Source organism: Roseateles sp. GW821-FHT09H10, from assembly GCF_059415865.1.
On record NZ_JBWKOB010000002.1, the window covers coordinates 457989 to 480783 of the forward strand.

The 22795-nt window shown below is 67.8% G+C and carries 21 protein-coding genes; 15 read left to right on the forward strand and 6 right to left on the reverse strand.

What is annotated here, in order from left to right; all coding sequences use genetic code 11:
• Nucleotides 1–135 precede the first annotated feature (135 nt).
• Genes AC07OY_RS10020 through AC07OY_RS10030 form a run of 3 tightly spaced genes read left to right on the forward strand, consistent with a single transcriptional unit; the run spans nucleotide 136 to nucleotide 2241 of the window.
• A complete protein-coding gene (locus AC07OY_RS10020) occupies nucleotides 136–489 on the forward strand; it encodes a GntR family transcriptional regulator (RefSeq protein WP_495042417.1) in 354 nt (117 codons plus the stop codon).
• Nucleotides 486–1355, forward strand: a complete 870-nt coding sequence (locus AC07OY_RS10025; RefSeq protein WP_495042418.1) for an ABC transporter ATP-binding protein — start codon at nucleotides 486–488, stop codon at nucleotides 1353–1355. The genes AC07OY_RS10020 and AC07OY_RS10025 overlap by 4 nt, the downstream gene beginning before the upstream one ends.
• Before the next feature lie 10 nt (nucleotides 1356–1365).
• Entirely contained in the window at nucleotides 1366–2241 is an 876-nt protein-coding gene (locus AC07OY_RS10030) for a hypothetical protein (RefSeq protein ID WP_495042419.1), read from the forward strand.
• 61 nt (nucleotides 2242–2302) lie between these two features.
• Here the strand turns inward: AC07OY_RS10030 and AC07OY_RS10035 are convergent, their stop codons facing one another.
• Together AC07OY_RS10035 and corA are read right to left on the reverse strand one after the other, a co-directional pair.
• Nucleotides 2303–3163: a ferritin family protein gene (locus tag AC07OY_RS10035; protein WP_495042420.1), complete on the reverse strand. Its 861-nt coding sequence runs from the start codon at nucleotides 3161–3163 to the stop codon at nucleotides 2303–2305.
• 696 nt (nucleotides 3164–3859) lie between these two features.
• Nucleotides 3860–4849, reverse strand: a complete 990-nt coding sequence (gene corA / locus AC07OY_RS10040; protein WP_495042421.1) for a magnesium/cobalt transporter CorA — start codon at nucleotides 4847–4849, stop codon at nucleotides 3860–3862.
• Between the two features lie 415 nt (nucleotides 4850–5264).
• On the opposite strand from corA, the gene hpf reads away from it, so the two are divergent.
• The 3 genes from hpf (at nucleotide 5265) to hprK (ending at nucleotide 7427) form a co-directional block, all read left to right on the forward strand.
• Nucleotides 5265–5606, forward strand: coding sequence for a ribosome hibernation-promoting factor, HPF/YfiA family (gene hpf / locus AC07OY_RS10045; protein ID WP_056200061.1), 342 nt, complete (start codon nucleotides 5265–5267; stop codon nucleotides 5604–5606).
• 263 nt (nucleotides 5607–5869) lie between these two features.
• Entirely contained in the window at nucleotides 5870–6340 is a 471-nt protein-coding gene (gene ptsN / locus AC07OY_RS10050) for a PTS IIA-like nitrogen regulatory protein PtsN (RefSeq protein ID WP_495042422.1), read from the forward strand.
• 130 nt (nucleotides 6341–6470) lie between these two features.
• Nucleotides 6471–7427, forward strand: a complete 957-nt coding sequence (gene hprK, locus AC07OY_RS10055; RefSeq protein WP_495042423.1) for an HPr(Ser) kinase/phosphatase — start codon at nucleotides 6471–6473, stop codon at nucleotides 7425–7427.
• A gap of 20 nt (nucleotides 7428–7447) precedes the next feature.
• Here hprK and fur read toward each other — a convergent pair whose 3' ends face one another.
• On the reverse strand, nucleotides 7448–7888 hold the full coding sequence (gene fur / locus AC07OY_RS10060; RefSeq protein WP_495042424.1) for a ferric iron uptake transcriptional regulator: 441 nt from the start codon (nucleotides 7886–7888) through the stop codon (nucleotides 7448–7450).
• 114 nt (nucleotides 7889–8002) lie between these two features.
• Here fur and AC07OY_RS10065 point away from each other — a divergent pair, with 114 nt between their 5' ends.
• The 8 genes from AC07OY_RS10065 (at nucleotide 8003) to AC07OY_RS10100 (ending at nucleotide 15694) form a co-directional block, all read left to right on the forward strand.
• Nucleotides 8003–8572, forward strand: coding sequence for an outer membrane protein assembly factor BamE (locus tag AC07OY_RS10065; protein ID WP_495042425.1), 570 nt, complete (start codon nucleotides 8003–8005; stop codon nucleotides 8570–8572).
• Complete coding sequence (gene dapB / locus AC07OY_RS10070) at nucleotides 8569–9309, forward strand: 4-hydroxy-tetrahydrodipicolinate reductase (RefSeq protein ID WP_495042426.1); 741 nt, start codon at nucleotides 8569–8571, stop codon at nucleotides 9307–9309. The genes AC07OY_RS10065 and dapB overlap by 4 nt, the downstream gene beginning before the upstream one ends.
• A 1-nt stretch (nucleotide 9310) precedes the next feature.
• Nucleotides 9311–9955: a MotA/TolQ/ExbB proton channel family protein gene (locus AC07OY_RS10075; protein ID WP_495042427.1), complete on the forward strand. Its 645-nt coding sequence runs from the start codon at nucleotides 9311–9313 to the stop codon at nucleotides 9953–9955.
• Nucleotide 9956: 1 nt separating this feature from the next.
• Nucleotides 9957–10382: an ExbD/TolR family protein gene (locus AC07OY_RS10080; protein WP_495042428.1), complete on the forward strand. Its 426-nt coding sequence runs from the start codon at nucleotides 9957–9959 to the stop codon at nucleotides 10380–10382.
• 40 nt (nucleotides 10383–10422) lie between these two features.
• A complete protein-coding gene (gene leuS / locus AC07OY_RS10085; RefSeq protein WP_495042429.1) occupies nucleotides 10423–13083 on the forward strand; it encodes a leucine--tRNA ligase in 2661 nt (886 codons plus the stop codon).
• Complete coding sequence (locus AC07OY_RS10090; RefSeq protein ID WP_495042430.1) at nucleotides 13083–13568, forward strand: LPS-assembly lipoprotein LptE; 486 nt, start codon at nucleotides 13083–13085, stop codon at nucleotides 13566–13568. The genes leuS and AC07OY_RS10090 overlap by 1 nt, the downstream gene beginning before the upstream one ends.
• Entirely contained in the window at nucleotides 13568–14638 is a 1071-nt protein-coding gene (holA, locus tag AC07OY_RS10095) for a DNA polymerase III subunit delta (protein WP_495042431.1), read from the forward strand. The genes AC07OY_RS10090 and holA overlap by 1 nt, the downstream gene beginning before the upstream one ends.
• Before the next feature lie 117 nt (nucleotides 14639–14755).
• Nucleotides 14756–15694, forward strand: coding sequence for a 4-hydroxyproline epimerase (locus AC07OY_RS10100; protein ID WP_495042432.1), 939 nt, complete (start codon nucleotides 14756–14758; stop codon nucleotides 15692–15694).
• A 12-nt stretch (nucleotides 15695–15706) separates the two neighbouring features.
• Here AC07OY_RS10100 and AC07OY_RS10105 read toward each other — a convergent pair whose 3' ends face one another.
• Nucleotides 15707–16903, reverse strand: a complete 1197-nt coding sequence (locus AC07OY_RS10105) for a M24 family metallopeptidase (RefSeq protein ID WP_495042433.1) — start codon at nucleotides 16901–16903, stop codon at nucleotides 15707–15709.
• Between the two features lie 11 nt (nucleotides 16904–16914).
• Here AC07OY_RS10105 and AC07OY_RS10110 point away from each other — a divergent pair, with 11 nt between their 5' ends.
• On the forward strand, nucleotides 16915–17673 hold the full coding sequence (locus tag AC07OY_RS10110) for an AraC family transcriptional regulator (protein ID WP_495042435.1): 759 nt from the start codon (nucleotides 16915–16917) through the stop codon (nucleotides 17671–17673).
• Here AC07OY_RS10110 and AC07OY_RS10115 read toward each other — a convergent pair.
• Nucleotides 17670–19751 carry a prolyl oligopeptidase family serine peptidase gene (locus AC07OY_RS10115; RefSeq protein ID WP_495042436.1) on the reverse strand — a complete coding sequence of 694 codons (2082 nt, stop codon included), beginning with the start codon at nucleotides 19749–19751 and terminating at the stop codon, nucleotides 17670–17672. The genes AC07OY_RS10110 and AC07OY_RS10115 overlap by 4 nt on opposite strands.
• Entirely contained in the window at nucleotides 19751–22576 is a 2826-nt protein-coding gene (locus tag AC07OY_RS10120; RefSeq protein WP_495042437.1) for a TonB-dependent receptor plug domain-containing protein, read from the reverse strand. The genes AC07OY_RS10115 and AC07OY_RS10120 overlap by 1 nt, the downstream gene beginning before the upstream one ends.
• Nucleotides 22577–22795 lie beyond the last annotated feature (219 nt).

Genomic DNA, 22795 nt, shown 5'->3' on the forward strand with positions numbered 1-22795 from the left:
CGGGGTTGGCCTGTCCCTGGATCAGGGGCCTCGTGCAGCCCATCCCCCCAAATCTGCAGTCTGTCGCCCCCCGCTAGGTCGCCCCCGGGGGTGGAGATATGGTGTGCTACATCAGCAACACACCTCGGAGCTCCCATGACTCCCACCTGGACAGACCAGGCGCCGATCTACCAGCAGCTGGCCGACCGCCTGGCCGTGCAGCTGCTCGACGGCAGCCCCCCGGAAGGCGAGGCCCTGCCCTCGGTGCGCGCACTCGCCAGCCAGTACGTCATCAACCCGCTGACGGTCACGCGGGCCCTGCAGGCCCTCAGCGACCATGGCCTGATCGAATCGCGCCGGGGCCTGGGCATGTATGTGACGACGGGAGCCCGCGAGCGCCTGCTGCGCCAGGAGCGCGAGCAGTTCCTGCAAAAGGACTGGCCCGCCCTGCGCGCCAAGCTCAAGCGCCTGGGCCTGAATGCCAAGGATCTGAACTGGGAGTCGACATGAACCTCATCGAAGTCAAGAACGTCTCGCTGCGCTACGGCAAAAAGACCGCGCTGAACGACGTCTCCATCACCGTGCCCAAGGGCCGGGTCGTCGGCCTGCTGGGCCACAACGGCGCGGGCAAGACGTCGCTCATGAAGGCCCTGGTCGGCCTGCTGCCCGTGCAGGGCGAGATGAATGTGCTGGGCCTGGAGCCCACGAAGAATCGCCAGCAGCTGCTGACCGAGCTGAGCTACATCCCCGACGTGGCTGTGCTGCCGCGCTGGGCCCGCGTGCATGAGCTGATCACGCTGATGACCCGGCTGCAGCCCAAGTTCTCGGCCGAGCGCGCCCGCGCCCTGCTCAAGCGCACCAGCGTCAGCGAGAACGACAAGGTCAAGAGCCTGTCCAAGGGCATGGTGGCCCAGACCCACCTGGCACTGATCGCCGCCATCGACGCCAAGCTGATGATCCTGGACGAGCCGACGCTGGGCCTGGACGTGGTGTCGCGCAAGAGCTTCTACGAGATGCTGATCGACGAGTGGTGCGACGGCGAGCGCAGCGTGCTGATCTCGACCCACCAGGTGGAGGAGGTCGAGGCGCTGCTCTCCGACGTGATCATGCTGGACGAGGGCCGCGTGGCGCTGTCGATCAGCCTGGAGGACATCGACCGCCGCTTCGTGGCGCTGAACCACGACCCGGCCGCCGCCGACGCGATGGCCGCCGCCCACCCGCTGCTGCGCTACCGCGAGCAGGGCCGCACGACGTCGCTGTTCGACGGCCCGCCACCCGAGCACATCACGAGCCTGGGCCAGCGCGTGCGCCCCAGCCTCGTCGACCTCTTCATGGCGCTGACCCGCAACCCGGCGCTGAACGGCAAGCAAGCCTGAAGGACACATGATGAACACCCATATCCCGACCCTGCTGCTGCGTGAATGGATGCAGCACAAGCGTGGCTGGCTGATCGCCGCCTTCGCGCCGCCCCTCATCGCCATGGCATTGGCCCTGTTCGCCAACCCGCACATCGACGGCGGTCCCACGATTCCGCTGCCAGTGATCGCGCTGATGATGATGGTCCTCAGCGGCTGCGTGGTCTATGTGATCTGCGTGCTGGTGGCCCTGTTCCAGCTGCCGGGCCTGGCACGGCGTGACACCCAGGACCGGTCCATCGAGTTCTGGCTGTCGCTGCCGGGCCGGCCGAGCGAGAGCGTGGCGGCCACCGTGCTGGCACATGCCTGGCTGGCGCCCGTTGGCGGCGCCATCGTCGGCGCGCTGTTCGCCATGCCGTTCGCGTTCACGGCCATCGGCAACACGCTGGGTTGGGACACGGCCGCCTCTCTGCCCTGGGGCGAACTCATTTCGGCAGCCGTGCCGATGCTGGTGCGCGGGCTGGCCGGTACCGTGCTGCTGACACTGTGGCTGGCTCCGCTGATTCTGGTGCTGATGGCTGCGTCGGCCTGGCTCAAGCGCCTGGGCGTGCCGCTGGTGCTGGTGGGCGGTGGCGTCGCGGTGACGGTGATGCACCAGGCCTACGGCATCGACTGGCCGCTGGAGGTGTTGATGGACTGGAACCAGCGCATCAACCACACCCTGCTCCATGATGGCAACGGCCTGAAGGAAGCCCTGGGCTCGAAGGCCACGAGCCTGTGGCCCCAGATGCTGCAGGACTTCGGCCAGTCGGCTGCGGAATTGGCATCGGTGCAGTTCCTGGGCTGGACCGCGCTGGCGGCCGCGGGCTTCGCCCTGGTGGTGATCAAGCGTTCGCGCGGCGGCTGATCCCGTCCGCCCAAAAGAAAACCGGGGCCGATGGCCCCGGTTTTTCATGGCTGAACGTGCTTCAGGCCGGCGCTGCCGGCGCAACGGGCGGCACGATGCGGGCCGCCACTTCCTTGCGGAAGCGGTTGAGCTCCTGCACGGTGGCGAAGCTGCGGTCCATCAGCAGGCTCATGTTGTGCAGGATGCGTTCGACGACCTTGTTCTCCCAGACGCTGTCGAACTGGATCTGCTTGTCCAGCCAGCGCTCCAGCCACTCGGGATCGGGCAGGCGGCTCTGGATGGTGTCGCGCGGGAAGAGCTTGGCGTTGACGTGCAGATTGGTGGGGTGCAGGGCCTGTGCCGTGCGGCGGGCGCTGGCCATCAGCACACCCACCTTGGCGAAAGCGGCGCGGGCCTCGTCGCCGAACTTGCCCATGGCGCGCTTCATGTAGCGCAGATAGGCGCCGCCGTGGCGGGCCTCGTCGCGCGACAGGGTCTCGTAGATGGCCTTGATGACGGGCTCGTTGTGCCACTCGGAGGCACGGCGGTACCAGTGGTTGAGGCGGATCTCGCCGCAGAAATGCATCATCAGCGTTTCCAGCGCCGGCGCGGGATCGAAGTCGAAGCGCACCTCGTGAAGTTCCTGCTCGGTGGGCACGAGGTCGGGGCGGAAGCGCTTGAGGTATTCGATCAGCACCAGGCTGTGCTTCTGCTCCTCGAAGAACCAGACCGACATGAAGGCCGAGAAGTCGCTGTCCTCGCGGTTGTCGCGCAGGAACATCTCGGTGGCGGGCAGGGCCGACCACTCCGTGATGGCGTTCATCTTGATGGTCTGGGCCTGTTCGTCGCTCAACTTGCTGGCGTCGAACTTGTCCCACGGAATGTCGCGGTCCATGTTCCAGCGCACGGCTTCGAGTTGCTTGAACAGTTCAGGGTAAAGCATGAGAAATCCTCGTCTAGAGGCGGCATTCTAAAAGTTCGCGGCGGCATGTCATTCCTGGAGCAATGCCACCCTCTTGACAAGGTTTCAGATGGCGCCGGATCCACGCCGATCAAGCCGGCAGAAGCCGCTGTTTCCCTGAGACCCGGGAGGCCCTGCTGGACACCCCTGGAAATATTCGACAAAGCGGCTTACACGTCCTACTGTTTGTATTCCCGCGCTGGCGCCGGTGCAGGGCACGGAACACCCGGCGACGAGGACAACAATCGTCACAGGAACCCGGTACAGCCCCTTGGAATTCCGTATTCGGTGCCCACTCTCAGGCTACACACTCGGTGAAAACCCGAGCCCAGCTCGATCCCTCACTGTCCGTTCAACCAGGAATTTAGGTCGCGCAACCTCTCTGAGTTTCAGAGCAGCAATCTCGCAAGCCGTTCTCCTCCTCCTCCCTCCCTCCCTCGTTGGCTTCGAGGCGTTGCAGCGACCGCTTTTATGACCAAGGGCCTGCGTCCACAAGACGCAGGCCCTTTTTCGATTCGTAGTGCCTTCCCCAGCGACTGCCGTGGAACCGGCTTTGCCGGGCCACTGGCAGTTGCCGAGGCCAGAGGCCTTGTCCTTCGCCAGGCACAAACAGTCCTCAGGACTGTTTGTGTCCGGGCTCAGCCCCTTGAGGGGCGCGCGTCAGCGCGTAGGGGTGGTCTATTTCAACCAGCCCTTGCGGCGGAAGTAGATGAAGGGGGCGGCGACCGAGATCAGCATCAGCACGAGGGCGAAGGGATAGCCCCAGGGCGCTTCCAGTTCGGGCATGTTCTTGAAGTTCATGCCGTAGATGGACGCGATCAGCGTCGGCGGCAGCAGGGCCACGCTGGCCACCGAGAAGATCTTGATGATCTTGTTCTGGTTGATGTTGATGAAGCCGACCGTGGCGTCCATCAGGAAGTTGATCTTGTCGAACAGGAAGGCCGTGTGCGAGTCCAGCGAGTCGATGTCGCGCAGGATCTGGCGCGACTCTTCGAACTGCTCGGCGTTGAGCATGCGGCTGCGCATCATGAAGCTGACCGCGCGGCGCGTGTCCATCACGTTGCGACGGATGCGGCCGTTCAAGTCTTCCTCACGGGCGATGGCCGACAGCACTTCGCCGGCCTCGGCGTCGGTCACGTCGCTCTTCAGCACGCGGGCGCTCACCAACTCGAGCTTGTCGTAGATGCCCTCCAGTACATCGGCCGAGTACTCGGCGTCGGCGTCGTAGAGCTTGAGCAGCACGTCCTTGGCGTCCTCGATCAAGGCCGGGATGCGGCGCGCGCGCAGCCGCAGCAGGCGGAACACCGGCAGGTCCTCGTTGTGAACCGAGAACAGCACGTTGTTGAAGAGGATGAAGGCCACGCGCACATTGCGCGCCGACTTGCCGTCGGGGCCGTCATCACCCTCGATCAGGAAGTCGGAGCGGATGTGCAGCTCGCCGTTGTCTTCCTCGTAGAAGCGCGCCGACTCCTCCAGGTCCTCGTCGACGATGTCTTCGGGGATGGTCAGGCCGAAGCGGTCGCGGATCCAGCCCTTTTCCTCGGAACTCGGGCTCTCCAGATCGACCCAGACCGGGCGCGACTGGGCCAGGTCCTCGGCGGTTTCGATTTCTTCCTGGAACAGGCCGCCCTTCAGGCGCCCGTTGTCCAGCGTGAACACATTCAGCATGCATCGTCTCCTGGCAGCGCTGGCCAGACTGGCGAGAGGGACGACGGCAGGCGCCGTCCGGGGTGGCGGGGCAGGTCAACCGTCTCACTCCGGGCGGGCGGGCCTCAGCAGGGCCGGCAGCGGGAGTGGACGGTCACCGAGGGTGATCGCTGTCCAAGAAGCTCTCCGTAGGGGGAATAGCCGCGGATTATTGCACCCGTGCAAGACGTGAAAGAAGCCGCGAAAACGAGGCCCTCCAGCCGACAAACGGTCACCGTCATCCCCTTGTCACGCAGCGGCTTCGCGAGCAAACTGGACTCGTCGATTTCCCCACTCCCACCCACCTCCGCTACCCGAAAGACCCCTCCTCCCTCCTCCCCCTTTCGTCTCAGTTTTCTGGTTTGTTTTCCGTCCCATCCCTCTGAAAGGAGGCTTTATGAATCTGACGATCAGTGGCCATCATCTCGAAGTCACCCCGGCTCTGCGCGAGTACGTGCTAACCAAGCTGGACCGTGTGACCCGCCACTTCGACCAGGTTGTTGATATCAACGTCCTGCTGACCGTAGAGAAGCAAAAGGAGAAGGAACGCCGCCAGCGCGCCGAAGTCACGCTGCACGTGAAGGGCCGCGACATCTTTGTCGAGCAGTCCCACGAGGATCTGTACGCCGCCATTGACCAACTGATGGACAAGCTGGACCGCCAGGTCTGCCGCCACAAGGACAAGGTGCAGGATCACCACCACGCCTCGGCCAAGCGCCTCGAGGTACCCGCACGCTGAAGCACCCCCGCTTCAACCACGGCGGCCTGCGGGCCGCTTTTGTTTTTTGCGATGCGCAATCCGCGCCCCTGAGCGGCAATCGGTTGTTGCTGCAGTGCCGCAAAAACCCGCATTCAGGGGTGCGAGGCGGCGTTTTCCACGGGTCTAGGGTCTGCCGCCCACCCCAAAACGGCGCTGGGTTCCATAATCTGACGCTCTGATTGACCCACCAGCCCGGCAGCGGCCGCGCCCATCAGGCGCCCCCGAAAGCTTGGCCTCAGCCCATGAACCGTCTCGCCGCCATCCTGCCCGCCGACAATGTGTTGGTGAATGTGGATGCGTCCAGCAAGAAACGCGCCTTTGAACACGCAGGTCTGCTGTTCGAGAACCATCACCAGATGGGCCGCGCGCTGGTCACCGACAACCTGTTCGCCCGCGAGCGCCTGGGCTCGACCGGCCTGGGCCATGGCGTCGCCATCCCGCACGGCCGCGTCAAGGGACTGAAGAACCCGCTGGCCGCCGTGCTGCGTCTGGACCAGCCCATCGGCTTCGACGCACCGGACGACGAACCCGTCGGCCTGCTGATCTTCCTGCTGGTGCCCGAGGCGGCCACCCAGCGCCATCTGGAGATCTTGTCCGAGATCGCCGAGATGCTGTCGGACCGCGAACTGCGCGAGCAGCTCAAGGCCGAACCCGACGCCGCCACCCTGCACAAGCTGATCGCGGCCTGGGAGCCGCTGAAGTCCGTCGCTTGATGCCGCTGATTGGCGCCTCGCGTAAACCCTATGACGATGGCTTGATAGCGGGCCGAGTGCCGGGCCGCCCCAAGCCGGCCAGTCGTCCCCTCGGGGGACCGGCTGACGTACCCGGCAGCCGAGGGGCTCCATGAAACCGACCTCGATCAGCGCCGAGCGCCTCTTTGAAGAGCACCGCGAGGCCCTGCGCTGGGAGTGGATCGCCGGCCACGCCCACCCCGAGCGCCGCTTCGACGAAGCCGCCGTGCGCGACGCGCAGAGCGCCGCCGACCTGGTCGGCTACCTGAACTACATCCATCCCTACCGGGTGCAGATCGTCGGCCGCCGCGAGGTGGCCTATCTGAGCCAGGAAAGCACCGAGATCCAGGACCGGCGCATCTCGCGCATCGTCACGCTGGAGCCGCCGGTCATCATCGTGGCCGACGACACCGTGCCGCCGGCCCGCCTGGTGGCCATGTGCGACCGCGCCGAGATCCCGCTGTTCCGCACCAACGAGTCGGCCGGCCACGTCATCGACCTGGTGCGCGGCTATCTGTCCCAGCTGTTCGCCAACCGCACCACCCGCCACGGCGTCTTCATGGACATCCTGGGCCTGGGCGTGCTGCTGACTGGCGAATCGGGCCTGGGCAAGAGCGAACTCGGCCTGGAGCTGATCTCGCGCGGCCATGGCCTGGTGGCCGACGACGCGGTCGACTTCTTCCGCATCGCCCAGACCGCCATCGAGGGCCGCTGCCCCGAGCTGCTGCTGAACCTGTTGGAAGTGCGCGGCATCGGCCTGCTGGACATCAAGTCCATCTTTGGCGAGACGGCGGTGCGCCGCAAGATGCGCCTGAAGCTCATCGTCCACCTGGTGCGCAAGGAGACGATGGAGCGCGACTTCGAGCGCCTGCCCTACGAGCCCCTTTACGAGGACGTGCTGGGCATGCCGGTGCGCAAGGTCGTCATCGCCGTGGACGCCGGCCGCAACCTCGCCGTGCTGGTCGAGGCCGCCGTGCGCAACACCATCCTGCAGCTGCGCGGTATCGACACCTACAAGGAATTCGTCGAGCGCCACCAGCGCGCCATCGACAACGGCTCGATGGATTGATGCCGCCGGACGGCGGCCGCTCAGGCCTTGTTCGGGCAGTCGGCCTTGATGCAGGTGGCGTAGAGCGCCAGCGAGTGCTCCTGCAGCTGGAAGCCGCGCTGGCTCGCGATGCTGTGCTGGCGCTCCTCGATGCCCGGGTCGAAGAACTCCTCGACCTTGCCGCAGTTCAGGCAGACAAGGTGGTCGTGGTGATGGCCTTCGTTGAGCTCGTAGACGGCCTTGCCGGTCTCGAAATGATTGCGGCTCAAGAGGCCGGCCTGCTCGAACTGCTGCAGCACGCGGTAGACGGTCGCCAGGCCGATGTCGGCGCCTTCACCGAGCAAAGCCTTGTAAACATCTTCAGCGGTCATGTGTCGCTGCGAGGCACGCTGGAAGATCTCGAGGATCTTGATGCGTGGCAGCGTGGCCTTGAGGCCGCTGTTCTTGATGTCGCTGGTCTGGTCTTTGACGGAGGAAGGCATGGCGCGTGGGCCGGCGCCCCGACAAGGGGCCCCGCTAGAATCCGCCCGATCATAGCCAGCCGAGCTTTCGGCGGGCGCCTTCCGTCCCCTTGCCGCCTTTCAGCCAGCTGCCCGATGCGTCCCCTGCTTGCCTCTCTCCCGCTGCTCGCGCTGCTCGGCGGCTGTTCCTATCTGCCCACCTGGGGTTCCATCCCCTCCGTCACCGGCGAAAAGGTGCTGGGCGTGCTGACGCCCTACCGCGTCGAGGTCGTCCAGGGCAATGTGCTGACCAAGGAGATGGTCGCCCGCGTCAAGCCCGGCATGCCCAAGGCCCAGGTGCGCGACCTGCTCGGCTCGCCGCTGCTGACCGACATCTTCCATGAGTCGCGCTGGGACTATGTCTTCACGATCCGCCGCCAGGGCGCCCCGGAACAGCAGCGCCTGGTGGTCGCCACCTTCGACGGCGACAAGCTCAAGGAACTGACGGTTCCCGACGACCTGCCGGCCGAGAACGAGTTCGTCGCCGCCATCAACACCTTCAAGCCCGACCGCAAGAGCCCGAAGCTGGAGCTGAGCGAGGCCGAGCGCGGCGCCCTGCCGCCGCCCAAGAAGAGCGCCGAGGCTGCGCCCACCGCGGCCGCCGAGGGCCCGGCCCCGGGTCGCACCTATCCGCCGCTGGACGCCAAGACGGGATCCGGTTCGTGATCAAGGTCGCCGTCATGGGCGCCTCCGGGCGCATGGGCAAGATGCTGATCGACGCCGTCGAGGCCGCCGACGACTGCGCCCTGCACGTCACGCTGGACAAGGGCGACGACGTCCGCGCGGGCCTGGCCGGCGCCGACGTGATGATCGACTTCACCCGCCCCGAGGCGACGCTGGCCCATCTGGCCGTCTGCGCCGAGCTGGGCGTCAAGGCCGTCATCGGCACGACCGGCTTCGACGAGGCTCAGAAGGCCGAGATCGGCCGGTTCGCCGAGCGCACTGCCATCGTCTTCGCGCCCAATATGAGCGTCGGCGTCAACGTCGTGCTCAAGCTGCTGGACATGGCCGCCCGCGCGCTGAACGAGGGCTATGACATCGAGATCGTCGAGGCCCACCACCGCATGAAGGTGGACGCGCCCAGCGGCACCGCCCTGCAGATGGGCCAGGTCGTCGCCGACGCCGTCGGCCGCGACCTGAAGGCCTGCGCCGTCTATGGCCGCGAAGGCGTCACCGGCGTGCGCGACCCGTCCACCATCGGCTTCGCCACCGTGCGCGGCGGCGACATCATCGGCGACCACACTGTGCTGTTCGCCGGCATCGGCGAGCGCATCGAGGTCAGCCACAAGGCCAGCAACCGCGGCATCTACGCCCAGGGCAGCCTGCGCTGCGCGCGCTTCCTGGCAGGTGGCAAGAAAGCCGGCCTGTTCGGCATGAACGACGTGCTCGGATTCAACAGCTGATATGGGCGGCTTCGCGGACTTCTGGGCCCAAAGCGACCTGGTCGGCCGCGCCGTCGCGCTGCTGCTGCTGGCCATGTCGGTCAGCGCCTGGGCGCTGATCCTGTGGAAGGCCTGGCTGCTGCGCCGCGCCCGCCGCGGCCTCGTGCGTGCCGTGCCGGCCTTCTGGTCCGCGGCCGGCGTGCCCGAGGGCCGCAACGCACTGCAAAGCTTCGACACCGAAGGCCTGCTGCTGCCGCTGCTGGACGCCGCCACCGCCGAGACCCGCGGCGCCACGCTGGAGGCCGCCGGCAGGCGTGAATCCCGCCTGACCCGCCGCCTGCGCGACGCCCTGCACGCCGTGCTGGCCAAGCTGCAGTTCGGCCAGGTGCTGCTGGCCTCCATCGGCGCCACGGCCCCCTTCGTGGGCCTGTTCGGCACCGTCTGGGGCATCTACCACGCGCTGGCCAGCATCTCCGCGGCCGGCAACATCACCATCGAGAAAATCTCCGGACCGGTCGGTGAGGCACTGATCATGACGGCCGCCGGCCTCGCGGTGGCCATTCCCGCCGTGCTGGCCTACAACGTCTTCGGCAAGATGGTGGCCGCCTGCGAGGCCGACCTCGAAGGCTTTGCGCACGACCTGCGCGAGTTGCTCGACGCGGATTGACATGGCGTTTGGCCGTCTTGAGAAGCTCGAGGGTTCGCGCCCGATGAGCGACATCAACATGACGCCTCTGATCGACGTCATGCTGGTGCTGCTGGTCATCTTCATGATCACCGCGCCGCTGATGACCGCCTCGCTGCGCCTGGACCTGCCCAAGAGCGAAGCCGCGACGCCCAGCGACGCGCCCAGCTTCATCGCCGTGGCCATCACGCCGGATGGCAAGCTGCATCTGGGCGACGACGAACTGGATGCCAAAGCCTTCCAGCAGCGCATCTTGGAACTCGGCCGCGCCAACGCGCAACTCGAAGTCCAATTGCGTGCCGACCGCGCCGTGCCCTATGGCCAGGTCGCCGAGCTGATCGGCTGGGTGCAGGCCGCCGGGCTGAACCGCATCGCCTTCGTCGCCCAGGCGTCCGCCTCCGCGCCGTGACCGAAGGGTCGCCAGAGGGGCGACCCATACAATTTGGCGTATGAACGCCAAGACCGAAGCGCCCAGCTACAACCCGAACGAGATCGAAGCCGCCGCCCGTGCCTACTGGACGGAGCGCGACGCCTACCGCGTCACCGAAGACGCGAGCAAGCCGCACTTCTACGCCTGCTCCATGCTGCCCTACCCCTCGGGCAAGCTGCACATGGGCCATGTGCGCAACTACACGATCAACGACATGCTGGCCCGCCAGCTGCGCATGAAGGGCTTCAACGTCCTCATGCCCATGGGCTGGGACGCCTTCGGCCTGCCGGCCGAGAACGCCGCCATGAAGGGCAAGCTGCCGCCGGCCGCCTGGACCTATTCCAACATCGCCCACATGAAGGGCCAGATGCAGGCCATGGGCCTGGCCATCGACTGGAGCCGCGAGGTCGCGACCTGCCAGCCCAGCTACTACAAGTGGAACCAGTGGCTGTTCCTGAAGATGCTGGAAAAGGGCATCGCCGAGCGCCGCACCCAGGTCGTCAACTGGGATCCGGTGGACCAGACCGTGCTGGCCAACGAGCAGGTCATCGACGGCCGCGGCTGGCGCTCCGGCGCCCTGGTCGAGAAGCGCGAGATCCCGGGCTACTACCTGAAGATCACGCAGTACGCCGAAGAGCTGCTGTCGGCCGTCGCCAATCCTGAAGATCCCAACTACCTGTCCGGCTGGCCCGAGCGCGTGCGCCTGATGCAGGAGAACTGGATCGGCAAGAGCCAGGGCGTGCGCTTCGCCTTCCCGCACAGCATCGAAGGCGGCGGCGGCCGCCTGTGGGTGTTCACGACCCGCGCCGACACCATCATGGGCGTCACCTTCTGCGCCGTGGCCCCTGAGCACCCGCTCGCCACCGTCGCGGCCAAGGACAAGCCCGAGGTCGCCCGCTTCATCGAGGAATGCAAGGCCGGCGGCACCACCGAGGCCGAGCTCGCCACGCAGGACAAGAAAGGCGTGCCCACGGGCCTGTTCGTCACCCACCCGATTACCGGCGCCCAGGTCGAGGTCTGGGTCGGCAACTATGTGCTGATGAGCTATGGCGACGGTGCCGTCATGGGCGTGCCGGCGCACGACGAGCGCGACTTCGCCTTCGCGCTGAAGTACGGCCTGCCCATCAAGCAGGTCATCGACGTCGAAGGCCAGGCCTACGACGACAAGAAGTGGGCCGAGTGGTACGGCGACAAGCCCAAGGCGCGCTGCATCAACTCCGGCGTGCTGGACGGCCTGGGCCATGTCGATGCCGTCAACAAGGTCGCCGAGCTGATGGCCGAGAAGGGCCTGGGCGAGAAGAAGACCACCTGGCGCCTGCGCGACTGGGGCGTCAGCCGCCAGCGCTACTGGGGCACGCCGATTCCGATCATCCATTGCGATGATTGCGGCGTCGTGCCCGTGCCCGAGAAGGACCTGCCCGTCGTGCTGCCCGAGGACCTGATCCCGGACGGCAGCGGCAATCCGCTGAACAAGCACGCCGCCTTCCTGAACGTCGGCTGCCCCAAGTGCGGCAAGCCGGCCAAGCGCGAGACGGACACGATGGACACCTTCGTCGATTCGTCCTGGTATTTCATGCGCTACTGCGACCCGACCAACGACCAGGCCATGGTCGCGGACGGCACCGAGTACTGGATGGGGGCTGACAAGGCCAACCCTGGCCGGGTTGGCATGAACCAGTACATCGGCGGCATCGAGCACGCCATCCTGCACCTGCTGTACGCGCGCTTCTGGACCAAGGCCATGCGCGACCTCGGCCTGGTCACCATCAGCGAGCCCTTCGAGAAGCTGCTGACCCAGGGCATGGTGCTCAAGGGCGCGTTCTTCCACAAGCCCGAGGGCGGTGGCAAGGACTACTACTGGGACCACGAGATCGACGTCATCCACGATGACAAGGGCGGCATCACTGGCGCCAGGCTGAAGAAGGACGGCACGCCGCTCGAGTACGAGATGACGACCATGTCCAAGTCCAAGAACAATGGCGTGGACCCGCAGGCTCTCATCGACCAGTACGGCGCCGACACGGCCCGCCTCTTCGTCATGTTCGCCAGCCCGCCCGAGCAGACGCTGGAATGGAACGACGCGGCCGTCGAAGGCGCCCACCGCTTCCTGAAGCGCGTCTGGAACTTCGGCGCGCGCAACGCCGACGCCATCAAGACCGGCGGCGCCGACTACGCCGCGCTGAACGGCGACGGCAAGGCCCTGCGCCGCGAGGTGCACAACGTGCTCAAGCAGGTCAGCTACGACTACGAGCGCATGCAGTACAACACCGTCGTCTCCGGCGCGATGAAGCTGCTGAATGCGCTGGAAGGCTTCAAGGCTGAGGGCCAATCGGCCGCCGTGCGCGACGGCTTCTCGGTGCTGCTGCGCGTGCTCTACCCCGCCACGCCCCACATCGCCCACCAGCTCTGGCAGGACCTGGGCTTTGCCGCCGAACTCGGCGACCTGCTCGACGCGCCCTGGCCAACGGTGGACGAAGCCGCCCTGGTGCAGGACGAGATCGAGCTGATGCTGCAGGTCAACGGCAAGCTGCGCGGTTCGGTCAAGGTGCCGGCAGCTGCCGACAAGGCCGCCATCGAAGCCGCGGCCCTGGCCAACCCTGAGTTCATCAAGTTCAGCGAAGGCAAGGCGCCCAAGAAGGTCGTCATCGTGCCGGGTCGCCTCGTCAACATCGTCGTCTGATGAACCGCCGCTTCGCGCTCCTGGGCCTCGCAGCCCTCGCCGGCTGCGGCTTCGAGCTGCGCCGTGAACCGGTGCTGTCCTTTCAAACGCTGGCCCTGACCGGCTTCCCGCCCGAGTCGCCGCTGGCCCTGGGGCTCAAGCGCCAGATCAAGCGCACGCCGGTCCAGCTCGTGGACGACCCGGCGCGCGCCCAGGTCGTGCTGGAGGCCCTGCGCGAGTACCGTGACCGCACCGTGGTCGCGTCCACCAGCGTCGGCCAGGTGCGTGAATTCCAGCTGCGCCTGCAGTTCGACTACCTGATCCGCACGGCCAGCAGCGAGCTGCTGGTGCCCAAGGTCGAGCTGCGCCTGAGCCGCGACATGAACTACACCGAGACCACGGCCCTGGCCAAGGAGCAGGAGGCCGCCAACCTCTATGGCGCCATGCATTCCGACGCCATCGCCCAGGTCATGCGCCGCCTCGCCGCGGTCAAGCTGCAGAACTGATGCAATTGCGTGCCGAGGGCCTCGCTGCCCACCTGAGCAAAGGCCTGGCCCGCATCTACACGGTGCACGGCGACGAGCCCCTGCTCGCCCAGGAGGCGGCCGACCAGATCCGCGCCGCCGCCAAGGCGCAAGGCTTCGGCGAGCGCCAGATCTTCACCGTCGCCGGCGCCTATTTCGACTGGGCGCCCGTGATGGCCGCTGCCCAGGCCATGAGCCTGTTTTCCGAACGCCAGTTCATCGAGATCCGCATCCCGGGCGGCAAGCCCGGCAAGGACGGCTCCGAGGCCTTGCAGCGCTATGCCGAAGCCGCGCCCGACGATGTGCTGACCCTGGTCACCCTGCCGCGCCTGGACAAGACGCAGCTCAGCAGCGCCTGGTTCACGGCCCTGGATGGCAACGGCGTGTCGCTGCGCGTCGAGCCGGTGGAACGCCGCCTGCTGCCGGCCTGGCTGGCCCAGCGCCTGAAAGCCCAGGGGCAATCGGTGCCCGAGGGCGAAGATGGCCAGAAGGCGCTGGCTTTCTTCGCCGACCGTGTCGAGGGCAATCTGCTGGCCGCTCACCAGGAGTTGCAGAAGCTCGCGCTGCTGCACCCCAAGGGCGAGCTGACGCTGGAGCAGATCGAGGCCGCCGTGCTGGACGTGGCGCGCTTCGACGTCTTCAAGCTCAGCGAGGCCGTGCTGTCCGGCGCCGTGCCGCGCATCCTGCGCATGCTGGACGGCCTGGAGGCCGAGGGCGAGGCCGCCGTGCTGGTGCACTGGAACCTCGCGGAGGACGCCCGCGCCCTCGCTCGCGTGCGCGCCGCGCTGGACGCCGGCCGACCTTTGCCGATGGCGATGCGTGAAGCCCGCGTCTGGGGCGCCAAGGAGAGACTCATCGAGCGCATCGCGCCGCGTCTGGACAGCGTCCAGGCCGGCGCCCTGGTGCAGGCCGCCCAGGTCTGCGATGGCCTCGTCAAGGGCCTGCGCCATCCCAACTGGCCCAGCGATCCCTGGGCCGCACTGCGCCGACTGGCGCTGATGCTGGCCGAGACCGCCAGCGGCAAGAGCGGCACCGTCCTCAGCGCTCGCTGACCGACACCGGGCGGCGGCCCGGCACCCTCACTTTCCTCACCTGGGATTCAGCCTGGGTGAACGCACGCGTCAATGCTTGTATATTGGATCCAATAATTGGATCCAATCAAGCTTGGCATGAACGACAGCGCGCGCATCATCGATTCCCATACCGGCGGCGAGCCCACGCGCACCCTCGTCAGCGGCGGGCCCGACCTCGGCACCGGCTCCATGGCAGAGAAGCTGGCGCGGCTGCGCGACGAGCACGACGCCTGGCGCCGCGCGCTGATCCTGGAGCCGCGCGGTTCCGAGGTGCTGGTGGGGGCCTGGCTGTGCCCACCGCGCGAGCCCGGCGAGGACTGGGGCGTCATCTTCTTCAACAACGTCGGCTACCTCGGCATGTGCGGCCACGGCACCATTGGAGTCGTCGCAACGTTGCGCCATCTGGGCCTCATAGCCCCCGGGCTGCTGCGCCTCGCCACACCGGTCGGTTCCGTGCAGGCCACGCTGCATGACGATGGCACCGTGACGGTGGCCAATGTGCCGTCCTACCGCCTGAAGCGGCAGGTCGCCGTGACGCTGGAAGACGGCCAGACCGTGCACGGCGACATCGCCTGGGGCGGCAACTGGTTTTTTCTCTGCAGCGACCACGGCCAAGCGCTCAGCGCCGACCGCACGCAGGCGCTGACCGCCTACGCGCTGGCCCTTCGTTCAGCACTGCAGAAGGCCGGCATCACTGGCGCTGGTGGCGCCGAGATCGATCACATCGAGCTGCTCGGCCCGCCGGCCGACGACGCCAATGACGGCCGCAACTTCGTGCTCTGCCCTGGCGCCGCCTATGACCGCTCGCCCTGCGGCACCGGCACGAGTGCCAAGCTGGCCTGCCTGGCGGCCGACGGCGAGCTGGCCCCGGGCGCCGTCTGGCGCCAGGAGTCGGTCATCGGCTCGGTGTTCGAGGCCCGCTACGAGATGGGGGAAAACGGCGCCATCCACCCCTTCATCCGCGGCCGCGCCCATTTGACGCTGGACGCCCAGGTCGTGTTCGACCCGGCCGACCCCATGCGCTGGGGCTTCTGAGCCGCTGGCATGTCAACCGAACGGGAAATCCAGACTGGGGCTGGGCTGGGTGAACCAGCGCGGCCCCTGACCCGTCATGTAGAAGTGGTCCTCCAGCCGCACGCCGAAGGCCCCGGGCACGACGATCATGGGCTCGTTGCTGCAGCACATGCCGATCTCCAGCGCCTGGACGTTGCCGCGCACGAGGTAAGGATGCTCGTGAAGGTCCAGCCCCACGCCGTGGCCGGTGCGATGCGGCAGGCCGGGCAGCTCATAGCCCGGCCCCAGGCCATGGCTCTCCAGCACCGCGCGCGCCGCATCGTCCACCGCCTCGCAGGGCGTGCCAAGCAGCGCCGCCGCAAAGGCCGCGGCCTGGGCCTGCTGCTCGATGGCCCAGATGCGCTTCACGTCGGCGCTGGCCCGGCCGTGCACATAGGTGCGCGTCAGGTCCGAGGCATAGCCCTCGACGGAACAACCGCAGTCGATCAGCACCACATCGTCGTCGCGCAGCACCTGGGCATGCTTGACGCCATGCGGATAGCTGGTCGCCTGGCCGAACAGCACGATGCAGAAGCGCGAGCCGCCACCGCCGATGCGCTTGTGTGCACTGTCAATGAAGTCTTCCACCTCGCGCGTGTCCATGCCTGTGCGCAGCACCGAGCGCGCAGCCTGCTGCACGCGCAGCGTCATGTCGAAGGCGCGCTGCAACAGCGCAATCTCCGCGACGGATTTGCGCATGCGCAGCGCGGCGATGAGGTCGCTGCCGTCCACCAGCGCCAGTCCGGGCGCAGCCCGCTGCAGACGCCAGGCGAATTGAAAGGGCAGGCTGCCGTCCAGCGCCAGCCCGTTGCCACCGCAGGGCAGGCCCGTCGTCAGCCGCGCGAGCAGGGCCCAGGGGTCGTCGTGCTCGTCCCAGAGCTGCAACGGCGCGGCCAGGCCCCAGCGGTCCATCAGCGCGTCGCGCTCGAAGGCCGGGGCAATGTAGAGGGGCTCGCCCTCGGCCGGCACCAGGGCGCCGAGCAGGCGCTCGCTGGGATACCAGGGTGTGCCCATGAAGTAGCGCAGCGAACTGCCGGCATGCAGATAGAGGGCCTGCAGACCGGCGGCGCGCAGCAGGGCCTGCAGCCGGCGCAGGCGCTGGCGGTACTCGTCGGGTTGGATGGGCTGCACGCCGGGGCGCAGGTCGGGCAAGGCGCTCAGCGCCGCGTCGAAGGAAGTCATGTGGTCCATGAGGTGGTGGGATGAGTGATGCCGCTGCGCTGGCCCTCGACGAGGTGGCCTATCTGGGGCAGGACGCGCTGCGCCTGCTCGAGCACCTGTTCGAGCCGCTGGACGACGTGGTGTATTTCGTGAAGGACGGCGCCGGCCGCTACCGCAGCGCCAACCGCAGCCTGTGGCGGCGCTGCGGCCTGGCGCGACGTGAGGAGCTGCTGGGCCGCACCGCGCGCGACCTCTTCCCGGCAACCATGGGCGAGGCCTTTCTCGACCAGGACCGCCAGGTCATGGCCAGCGGCCAGGCCCTGCACCGCCAGCTGGAGCTGCATGTCTACCCTGACCTGCGCGCCGGTTGGTGCCTGACCCACAAGCTGCCCATCCGCGACGCGACGGGCCGCGTGGCGGGCGTGGCGGGCCTGTCGCGCGACCTCGGCCTGCCCGACCACAGCCACCCGCAATACCAATGCATCGCCCGCATTGCCGCCTGCATCCGCACGCGCTTTGCCGAACCGCTGCAGTTGGGTGAACTGGGGCGTGAGGCTGGCCTCAGCCCGGACCGCGTGGAGCGCATGTTCCACCGCGTCTTCCAGCTGACGCCGCGCGAGATGCTGGTGCAGGTGCGGGTGAACGCAGCGCGGGCGCGACTGGCGGCGCCGCAAGCCGTCAGCATGGCCGAGCTGGCGCTGGACTGCGGCTATGCCGACCAGAGCGCCTTCACTCGCCAGTTCAAGGCCACGGTGGGGCTGACGCCGTCGCATTACCGCCAACTGCACGCACCCCGCTAGGGTGCGGGCGGCATCAGCCGCTGTTGCAGGAAGCCGTAGCTGAGGGCCCACAGGCGCGCCTGCTGCGCGGGCGTCGACGCACCCGCATGGCCGCCCTCGGTGTTCTCCCAGTACAGCACCTCGTGGCCTTGCTCCTGCAGCCGCGCCACCATCTTGCGGGCGTGGCCGGGGTGGACGCGGTCGTCGCGCGTCGAGCTGGTGTAGAGCACCGGCGGGTAGCGCTTGCCGGCGGCCGCGTTGTGATACGGCGAGTACTTGCCGATGTAGTCCCATTGCGCGGGGATGTCGGGGTTGCCGTATTCCTCGATCCAGGACGCACCGGCCAGCATCTCGTGATAGCGGCGCATGTCTGTCAGCGGCACCTGGCTGACGACCGCGCCAAACAGCTCGGGCCTCTGCACCATGGCCACCGAAGTCAGCAGGCCACCGAGGCTGCCGCCCATGATGCCGAGCTTGTCGGGCCGCGTGATGCCGCGGCGCTGCAGGTCCTCGGCGATGGCGATGAAGTCGTCGAAGCTGCGCTGGCGCTGCTCGCGCAATGCCGCCTGATGCCAGCGCGGGCCGAACTCGCCACCGCCGCGCAGATTGGCCAGCACATAGACGCCGCCCCGCGCCAGCCAGGCGCGGCCGAGGATGCCGTTGTAGGCCGGCCGCATCGAGATCTCGAAGCCGCCATAGCCGTAGAGCAGCGTGGGCCGGCCGCCCTCCGGCGCGGGGCCGGTGGGCGCGACGATGAAGTAGGGAATGGACGTGCCATCGGCGGACCTGGCGTGCAGCTGGCGCACCTCCAGGCCCTGGGTGTCGAAGAAGGCGGGCAGCTGCTGCAGCGTCTGCCGCCTGGGCTTGCCAGCCTCGGCCGACTCCATGCGCGCCGGCTCCAGGAAGCTGCTGCGCGTCAGCAGATAGCGGTTGGACGTCTGCCCGGCCAGGGCCATGACGGACAGGCTCTCCAGCTCACCGGCAGGCACCGCGCGGCGCTGCCATTGATGGCCGGCCGCGCGCCATTCGGTGAGGTGCTGGCGCACGTCGCGCATGCTGACGACGAGCAGCGCATCACGCAGCGGCACCAGGCTTTGCAGGGCGCCATCGCGTTCGGGGTCGTGCAGCAGCGTGAACTTCGGCTTGCCGTCCAGCCAGGCTTGCAGGGGCGTGGCGATGACCGCACCTGCCGGGTAGCCCCGCCAGTCGGAGCGCAGCTCGACCAGGGCTTGCTGGCCGAACAGGTTGACCTGGGCATCGTCGGGCTTGGGCAACTCGACCAGCTTGCCATCGCGCAGCAGGTATTGCTTGCCGGCGAAGAAGCTGGTGCGGCGCTCCAGCACGAACTGCTGGCGGCCGCCGAGGTGCTCGCCCCAGGCCCACAGGCCGACCTCATCGATGCCGCCTTCCAGCAGCAGCCTGGCCTCGGCCAGCGGCGCGCCGCGCTTCCACAGCTTCAGCTGGCGCGGGTAGCCCGAGCGCGTCAGGCTGCCAGCGCCGAAGTCGGTGTAGACGCCCAGCGTGTCGGCATCGACCCAGCCCGCGCCGCCCTTGGCCTCGGCCAGGGTGAAGCCGCCCTCGCCGGCCGTGATGAAGCGGCGCTCGACGGTGTCGAACTCGCGCATCACATGCGCATCGCCGCCGCCACGGCTCAGGGAGACGAGGCAGCGCCGGGCCTGGGGCGCGAGGCAGTTCGCCCCGGCCCAGACCCAGCGCTCGTCCTCGCTTTTGGCGAGCTGGTCCACGTCCAGCACGGTTTCCCACCGTGGCTGGCCTTTCAGATAGTCCTCGGGCGCGCTGCGGCGCCAGATGCCGCGCGGATGCTCGGCATCGCGCCAGAAGTTGTAGACATGGCGGCCCAGCTGGGCGGCCGGTGCCAGCCGCGCCGGCGAGGCCATCACCTCGGCCAGCTCCGACTCCAGCCTGGCAAAGCCGGGCGTCTGCAGCACGGGCGCGAGGGTCGGCTGCTGGCCGCGCACCCAGGTCAGGGCGCGCTCGCCGTCGACGTCCTCCAGCCAGCGGTAGGGGTCGGCCATGTCGGCCGGCGGCGTCGCCGCGGCGGCGAGGTTCGCCACCAGGAGCAAGGCAAGGGCGCGCATCAGAACTTCACCTCCGCGCTGAGCTTCAGCACACGGCCGTTCAGATTGGGCAGGCCGGCGGGGCGGCGGAAGACGGCCGGCTGCTCGTTGAAGGCGTTGAAGAGATTGGCCGACAGCGCCCAGCCCTTGATGCCGGTGTACTGCAGCCACAGATCGGTGCTGGTCCAGCTGCTGACGCGGCAGTGGCTCGCCGGCTCGCCGCGGTCCGCGCAGCCCTGGGCCTGGTAGTAGTCGTCGTCCCACTCGTCCCAGGCCAGCTTCGTGGCGCTGCTGTAGTTGACGCGGCTGCCCAGCTTCCAGTCGCCGCGGGTCCAGTTGGCCTTGAGCACCATGCGCTCGCGCGGCACGCCGTTGTAGCCGATGCGGTTGACGCGCCAGGACTGGGCATCGGTATCCCAGTACAGCAGCCTGGACTGGATATTGGCCTCCAGGTTGACGTCCAGCCGCCCCCAGTCACCCAGGCCCCAGCGGCTGCGCAGGTCGACGTCGAAGCCGCTGACCTGGGTCTTGTAGAGGTTGCGGTATTGCAGCCGCATGGTGCGGATGGAGCCGGACTGGACGGCGATGGTCTGTCCCGTCAGCTCCTTGGCACGCGCCGACCAGAGGCCGTCCTGCACCGAGACCGCGTCGCGCGGCACCAGGCCGGGGTTCTGGCCTTCGTTCTGCAGGATCTGTGCGATGTCGGGCGTGCCGATCTCGTCGCGGCGCTTGATCGAGTAGTAGTCGACGGAGACGCTGACGTTGTCCAGCGCCTGCAGCACGAAGCCGATGGACGCGTTGTTGGAGCGCTCGGGACGCAGCTCGGGGTTGGGCGTGACGCTGGACGGGAAGCTGACCGAGCAGCCGGAGTTGAAGGCGAGGTTGGCCTCGATCTGGTCGGCGGCGTTGCCGGTCTTGAGCGCATCGCGCAGCGCGCGAGCGGTTTCGCAGCGCTTGGGATCGTTCAGGCTGTTGTTGAACCAGGAAGCGCCGCCATTGCCGGTCTCGGGCAGGCTGGGCGCGCGGAAGCCCTGGGTCAGCGTGCCGCGCAGCAGCAGGGCCCTGGCCGGCCGGTAGGCCAGCTGCAGCTTGGGCGTGATGGCGCCAAAGCCGTTGAAGACCTTGTCGCCGCGCAGGGCCAGCGTGGCTTCCAGCTGCCTGGTGATGGGTGCCGCGAACTCGGTGAAGACGGCGGCGGTGTCGCGCTTGCCCTCGATGTTGACGCCCGAGAAGCCGACGATGCGGGCCTGCAAGATGTTGTCCATGCTGCGGTGGAAGAAGTCCTCGTGGCGCAGCTCGGCACCCACGGCCATCATCAGCGGGCCGGCCGGCAGCTGGGCGATCTCGCGCGAGCCCTTGAAGTCGATGAACTGCTGGCGGTAGTGGCCGGTCGAGCCCATCTCCGGGAACATCTTGTTCAGCAACTCGGCCGAGTTGACCTGGCCGAACTTGTAGGCACCGCTGGTGATGGCCTCGGCATAGCCATAGCGGTCCAGATAGAGGTGCTGGCGCTGCGTGGCGCGCGAGCCCATGGTGCCGACGGCGGCGTCGATGTCCCAGCCCGCAAGCTGGCCTTCGACGCCCGCGACCAGCCGATGGTCCAGGGACGCGCCGACGTTCTTGAACATCTCGGGGTTGTCGACGAAGCGGTAGGCCAGCGTGACCGGGAAGTCATACGGGTTCTGCGGATGGCCGACCGGGAGGGCCGGGTGGCTGAAGCTCTGCAGCTCGCCCTTCAGCGAGTCGTACCAGGTCGACGCCGTGCCGGCGGCCTGGCTGCGCGGCACATTGGTGTAGTACTTGGCCCGGATGTCGGCGAACTGCAGCTCGGTGAAGGCGGTCAGGTCGTTGCTGATCTTGTAGCGGCCGCCCAGCATGCCCGTGACGCGGTCGGTGGCGGGGCGGGCGTCGCTGTCCTTCCAGTAGTCGTACAGGCAGACGCCGCCGACGAGGTTCTCCGGCGCGCAGCCGGGGGCCGGCGTCGTGAAGCTCTTGCCGGCCAGGGCCGGGTCCTTGTAGTTGGCCGGGTAGCGGCCGCTGTAGTTGCCAGGGAAGGAACCCGACGATTGCTGCAGTCGGGCCGGGTTCTGCTCGGTGTACCAGCCCGGCAGCAGCGGGCGCACCTCGCTGTCCTTGTAGCTGCCGCGGCGGTAGAGCTCCAGGTGGCCGTAGACGTTGTAGCCGTCGGCGTCCAGGCTGCCATGGCCGACTGTGGCCGAGCCGGATTGGTCCTTGGCCAGGAAGCTGTGCCGCAGCGATTGCTGGGCGCTGACCGCCAGCCCCAGGCCACGGAAGTCCTTGGTCGTGATGATGTTGATGACGCCGCCGATGGCGTCCGAGCCATAGATGGCCGAGGCGCCGTCCTTCAGCACCTCGACACGCTCGATGAGGTTGGCGGGGATGGCGTCGATGTTGCTGAAGTTCAGCTGCAGGCCGTCTGCGAAGCCGTAGCTCGTCAGGCGGCGGCCGTTGAGCAGGGTCAGCGTGCCGCCGGTGCCCAGGTTGCGCAGCGACACGCTCGACGCGCCGCTGGCCCAGGAGTTGGCGCCGCTGAGGTCGCTGATGGCGCGGCCGTCGTTGTTGGTCAGGTTGCCCAGCACCTCGCCGACGGTCAGGGCGCCCGAGGCCTTGATCTCGTCGCGCGAGAGGGTCAGCAGCGGCTGTGAGGTCTCGGCGTCGGTGCGCTTGATGTTGGAGCCGGTGACGACGACGCGCTCCAGCTGCTTGCTGCCATCCTTGGACTCGGCGGGCGCCTGCTGGGCCTGGCTGGCCAGGGCCTGCAGGGCGAGGGTGATGGCGAGGGTGCTGCGCGCCAGCAGCGGTGTTGTCTTGGGCGGTGTCTTCAAGAGGACCTCTTTGTCTGGTGGGTCGAAGCGCCACCAGAAACCCCCTGGTGGCCGACACACCGGACGTTAGAAATCCGTCGCGCAAACGTCTTGAAGCGCGCCGCGGCCGCGGCGCGGAAATCGGCACAAGAAGCCAGCCCCCCGGGAAGTCCCCGAGACGAATGTGAGCCCCTCGCCCGGTCCTGCGCCGCTGAACGCGGGCAGGCCCAGTCGGTCCCC

Bases quoted from the DNA above. Each gene is read 5' to 3' on its own strand.
- corA (WP_495042421.1), bottom strand. From the start codon at position 4,849: ATGCTGAATGTGTTCACGCTGGACAACGGGCGCCTGAAGGGCGGCCTG.
- AC07OY_RS10065 (WP_495042425.1), top strand. From the start codon at position 8,003: ATGCGTCCCCTGCTTGCCTCTCTCCCGCTGCTCGCGCTGCTCGGCGGC.
- hpf (WP_056200061.1), top strand. From the start codon at position 5,265: ATGAATCTGACGATCAGTGGCCATCATCTCGAAGTCACCCCGGCTCTG.
- leuS (WP_495042429.1), top strand. From the start codon at position 10,423: ATGAACGCCAAGACCGAAGCGCCCAGCTACAACCCGAACGAGATCGAA.
- AC07OY_RS10115 (WP_495042436.1), bottom strand. From the start codon at position 19,751: ATGCGCGCCCTTGCCTTGCTCCTGGTGGCGAACCTCGCCGCCGCGGCG.
- ptsN (WP_495042422.1), top strand. From the start codon at position 5,870: ATGAACCGTCTCGCCGCCATCCTGCCCGCCGACAATGTGTTGGTGAAT.
- AC07OY_RS10075 (WP_495042427.1), top strand. From the start codon at position 9,311: ATGGGCGGCTTCGCGGACTTCTGGGCCCAAAGCGACCTGGTCGGCCGC.
- AC07OY_RS10035 (WP_495042420.1), bottom strand. From the start codon at position 3,163: ATGCTTTACCCTGAACTGTTCAAGCAACTCGAAGCCGTGCGCTGGAAC.
- AC07OY_RS10030 (WP_495042419.1), top strand. From the start codon at position 1,366: ATGAACACCCATATCCCGACCCTGCTGCTGCGTGAATGGATGCAGCAC.
- AC07OY_RS10105 (WP_495042433.1), bottom strand. From the start codon at position 16,903: ATGGACCACATGACTTCCTTCGACGCGGCGCTGAGCGCCTTGCCCGAC.
- fur (WP_495042424.1), bottom strand. From the start codon at position 7,888: ATGCCTTCCTCCGTCAAAGACCAGACCAGCGACATCAAGAACAGCGGC.
- AC07OY_RS10020 (WP_495042417.1), top strand. From the start codon at position 136: ATGACTCCCACCTGGACAGACCAGGCGCCGATCTACCAGCAGCTGGCC.
- AC07OY_RS10110 (WP_495042435.1), top strand. From the start codon at position 16,915: ATGAGTGATGCCGCTGCGCTGGCCCTCGACGAGGTGGCCTATCTGGGG.
- AC07OY_RS10080 (WP_495042428.1), top strand. From the start codon at position 9,957: ATGGCGTTTGGCCGTCTTGAGAAGCTCGAGGGTTCGCGCCCGATGAGC.
- AC07OY_RS10090 (WP_495042430.1), top strand. From the start codon at position 13,083: ATGAACCGCCGCTTCGCGCTCCTGGGCCTCGCAGCCCTCGCCGGCTGC.
- AC07OY_RS10100 (WP_495042432.1), top strand. From the start codon at position 14,756: ATGAACGACAGCGCGCGCATCATCGATTCCCATACCGGCGGCGAGCCC.
- hprK (WP_495042423.1), top strand. From the start codon at position 6,471: ATGAAACCGACCTCGATCAGCGCCGAGCGCCTCTTTGAAGAGCACCGC.
- holA (WP_495042431.1), top strand. From the start codon at position 13,568: ATGCAATTGCGTGCCGAGGGCCTCGCTGCCCACCTGAGCAAAGGCCTG.
- AC07OY_RS10025 (WP_495042418.1), top strand. From the start codon at position 486: ATGAACCTCATCGAAGTCAAGAACGTCTCGCTGCGCTACGGCAAAAAG.